Annotated in this window: 5 protein-coding genes; 1 reads left to right on the top strand and 4 read right to left on the bottom strand. The window is 62.5% G+C overall.

Annotated features, from left to right (window positions below):
* Positions 1–14 precede the first annotated feature (14 nt).
* The 4 genes from AC1DWI_RS16470 to msrB all read right to left on the bottom strand — a co-directional run bounded on the left by AC1DWI_RS16470 (position 15) and on the right by msrB (position 2,802).
* The gene (locus AC1DWI_RS16470) at positions 15–1,079 is read right to left on the bottom strand and encodes a Vgb family protein (protein ID WP_477670965.1); all 1,065 of its coding nucleotides are present in this window, start codon (positions 1,077–1,079) and stop codon (positions 15–17) included.
* Positions 1,080–1,182: 103 nt separating this feature from the next.
* Complete coding sequence (locus AC1DWI_RS16475; protein ID WP_477670964.1) at positions 1,183–1,416, bottom strand: DUF3606 domain-containing protein; 234 nt, start codon at positions 1,414–1,416, stop codon at positions 1,183–1,185.
* 178 nt (positions 1,417–1,594) lie between these two features.
* On the bottom strand, positions 1,595–2,302 hold the full coding sequence (gene msrA / locus AC1DWI_RS16480; protein WP_477670963.1) for a peptide-methionine (S)-S-oxide reductase MsrA: 708 nt from the start codon (positions 2,300–2,302) through the stop codon (positions 1,595–1,597).
* Positions 2,303–2,304: 2 nt separating this feature from the next.
* Positions 2,305–2,802, bottom strand: a complete 498-nt coding sequence (msrB, locus tag AC1DWI_RS16485) for a peptide-methionine (R)-S-oxide reductase MsrB (protein WP_477725230.1) — start codon at positions 2,800–2,802, stop codon at positions 2,305–2,307.
* A 538-nt stretch (positions 2,803–3,340) separates the two neighbouring features.
* On the opposite strand from msrB, the gene AC1DWI_RS16490 reads away from it, so the two are divergent.
* Positions 3,341–3,706 (top strand): transglycosylase domain-containing protein (locus tag AC1DWI_RS16490; RefSeq protein WP_477725231.1); only part of this gene is annotated, 366 nt, incomplete at its 3' end.

A 3,706-nucleotide genomic window follows, 5' to 3' on the forward strand; every position in this document is an offset into this window, starting at 1 on the left:
CGTTGATATGGCTCTCACCCCGTCTTCACCACCGTCACAAACTCCGTCCCACTCTCAGGCAACCAAACCTCCCCGGGCCGACCCAATATCTGCCGCACGCTCGCCGCAGAACGCGGCATGGTGATCACCTCAAACTTCTCCGTGGCCGGGTCAAAGCGCAAGAGGGCGTTGCTGCTCCACTCTGAGGCCCAGACGATGTCTTTGTGGTCAACGTACACGGCATAAATATGTGGCTCGGTGCCGGGGGCTTTCCAGGCGCGCCAGCTGCTGGGGCCTGTGCCCAATGCGGGGTCGTGCATTGAGAGGTTGCCGCTGTTCCATTCCGATACCCAGATGCGGCCCCTGCTGTCTGACCAGACGCGGCGGGCGCCCTGGCGGGGTGTGGGTGGCTCGACGATGCGTGATTCGCCGGTCTTGCGGTCCAGTTGGGCGATGAAGGAGCCGGCCAGTGAACACCACCACACGTCACCCTTGGGCGTGGCGCAGATGCCGTAGGGGCCGCGGCCGCGGGGGGACTCTTTCACGGTGACGGTGCCACTGCGTACCTCTACCTTGCCGACGTAGCCGCTTTGCCCGGTGAACCAGAGGTTGCCTTCGCCGTCGAAGGCGCAGGTGTTGAGGTTGGCGTACGGTGTGCCTGCGGGCAGGGGGAAGACCTTGACTTCGCGCGAAGGCCAGGCCACGCGGGCAATGGCGTTTTGCCCGCCGTCGGTCAGCCAGGCTGCGCCGTCGGGCCCGGCAATCACGCCGTGGGGTGATGAGCCATTGCCCAACGCCACCAGGTCTGACTTGCCGGTGCGTGGGTCAAACCAGCCGAGGTGGCCGCTGCGCTGGGCCGAGAACCACACGCCGCCATCAGGCGCGGGTGCGATGTCGTGAATGCCGGTGAAGGTGCGGGCGTTGAGCGGCCACGATTGCAGGCGGACGGTACCGGGTGTTTGCGCATGTGTGGCGGCCGGCAAACTCAAACCAGCCAGGCCCGCCAAACCGGGCAGGGCCACCAACGCGGTGCGCCGGTTGATCTGGGTTGCGTCTGATTGCTGGGGAGCGTGGGATGGAGCGCGTGTCTGCAATGCCATGGCAAAACCTCCTGCGCATCTTGCTGCATGCGCTGAACACGGTGAACGGCGGTGAAGGGTGGTGTCTCTGGCATTTTGGCGGCAATGCGCGCCGCCATCAAGCTCACCTATCTGTACTCAACTCGCGCACGCGGTCTGCATTGGTGGTGCTGCGCGCGCCCTTGAGGTGCATTTCCACATTGGTGGCCTTGTCGCCCACGGCGGCTACGGCTTCACGAAGCTGCTCCTGGGTCACGTCCAGCTTCTTGAGCCATTCCGCAGTGGTGGCTTTGTCATTCAGGTTGATGCGCTCAGGCTGTTCGCCTGCATGTGATTGGGGTCTATCGGTATTGGTCATGGTCTTTTACTCCTTGCCTGCTAAGGTAAAAGACCACATTAGCGCGCCTGGCCCACCATGTTTGTAGGCCATTGCCGACTTGATGGGTTTCAGCGAAGGAATAGCGCGCATTGGCGCAAGTCGGGGGTATGGCCTACGCCCTGCGCGCCCTATGTTCCCGCCGAACCGGGCCTCCGCCTTACTTGCCGGCCTGTGACACCAGCACGGGCTTTTCGCGGTAGACCTCGGGCATCACGGTCTTCAGGTTGGCAATCTTGGGCAGGTCAAACCTGGCGATGTAAGGCTGGCTGGGGTGCAGGGTGGCGTAGTCCTGGTGGTAGGCCTCGGCAGGGTAGAAGGCGGCCAGCGGCGCCAGCTGCGTCACGATCTTGTTCGGGAAGGCCTTGGCGGCGTCGAGCTGGGCGATGTAGCTTTCGGTCACCTTCTTTTGCTCGGCGTCTTTGTAGAACACGGCTGAGCGGTATTGCGTGCCGCTGTCGGGGCCCTGGCGGTTGAGTGTGGTGGGGTCGTGCGCCACCGAAAAGTAAATCTGCAGCAGCTTGCCGTAGCTGATCTTTTTCGGGTCGTAGGTGATTTGCACGGCCTCGGCGTGGCCGGTGCGGCCTGAGCCGATCTGCTCGTAGGTGGCGGTGGCTTTCTCACCACCTGAATAGCCCGAGACGGCGTTGAGCACGCCTTCGGTGTGCTGAAACACGGCCTGCACGCCCCAGAAGCAACCGCCGGCAAACACGGCGGTGGCTGGCTGTGCGGCGGCCGTGGCGTCAACCGTGGGGGCGGGCAGCTTCACGGCTTTTTCTTCTTGTGCGGCGCTGGTGCCCATGCCGCCGCCCACCAATATCCACGTGGCCAGTGCTACTGCGCCCAAGGCGAAAAGGTATTTGTTCATTTTTAGGCTGCCTTGAAGTTAAGGGCCACGCCGTTCATGCAGTAGCGCAGGCCGGTGGGTTTGGGGCCGTCATCAAACACATGGCCGAGGTGCCCGCCGCAGCGGCGGCACAGCACTTCGGTGCGTTTCATGAAAAGGGTGGTGTCGGTTTCTTCGACCACGGCGTTGTTCATGGCCTGCCAGAAGCTGGGCCWGCCGGTGCCGCTGTCGAACTTGGTGGCTGAAGAGAAAAGGGGCAGGTCGCAACCGGCGCAGCTGAAAACGCCGGCGCGCTTTTCTTTATTCAGCGGGCTGGTGAAGGGCGTTTCAGTGCCTGCCTTGCGCAGCACGCGGTACTGGTCGGGCCGCAGCAGCTTTTGCCATTCGGCTTCGGTACGGGTGACTTCATAGGCGCGCGCGGCCGCGTGGGCGGGTGCAGACGCCAGCAGCCCGCGCAGGCCGGCGGCCATGGCGGCGGAGAGGGCGCCCAGTTGGAGCAGGGAGTTTCTGCGGGTCATCATGCTTTGGCCTCTTTCGGTGGGTTGTTGTATTGCTTGCCGTGAACAGGCGGCATGAAGGTTGGTCGGCGTGGCGAGGTGTTTCTTACGGATGACGACGCCCCTGGTGCGAAAGATTGGATGACGCTGTACCGGTTCAGTTCCGTGCGGCGAAATAGCGGGCACGCTGAAACTGCTATCAATACAGTAGCTGCTCGCGCAGACTCCTATTGGGCTGGAGGCCGATTTGATGCTTGAAAATGGCATTGCAAACGGCGAAATGGCCCCAAAAAGCGGCCCCAGGGCCAGCAGCGGCTGAAAACGGGCAAAAAGAGGCAAAAAAGAGGCACAACAGACCCAAAATTCCACCAAAACTGCCCCGCAGGCCGCTATTAAAACAGTAGCTGCTTGCGCCCGTTCCCATTGGTCTTGAGGCCAATTCGGCGCTAAAAAATGGCCTCCTGCAAGCCGCCGAAGCGGTGTTTTCCCATGGCGTGCATTTCCCGCATCGCCGCAGTCCTACAGGCCCGTTTACGCCTCCCCTTTAGACTTGCAGGCAATGATGAAACAGCTCCTGACCCAACTTCGCGACTTTGCGGCCACCATTCCTGGCCGCTTGCGCCACCCCACCAAACGCGGCGTGCTGCTGACACTGGCGGCCATTCCGGTGCTGGTGTTGCTGTATGTGCTGATCCTGATTCCGTTCACGCCCAGCATCAACGACCTGCTGAAAGCCAAAACCGCCAAGCCCTCGGTGGTGATGTCGTCTGACGGCCAGGTGCTGGCGGTGTTCAAGCGCGCCAACCGCGACTGGGTGAAGCTGGAAGACATTTCGCCCAGCGTGGTCGATGCGCTCATCGCCACGGAAGACCACCGGTTTTACGACCACCACGGCCTGGACATCAAGCGCACGGTGTCGGCCGTGCTG

The organism is Polaromonas sp. P3_C2, from assembly GCF_056402675.1.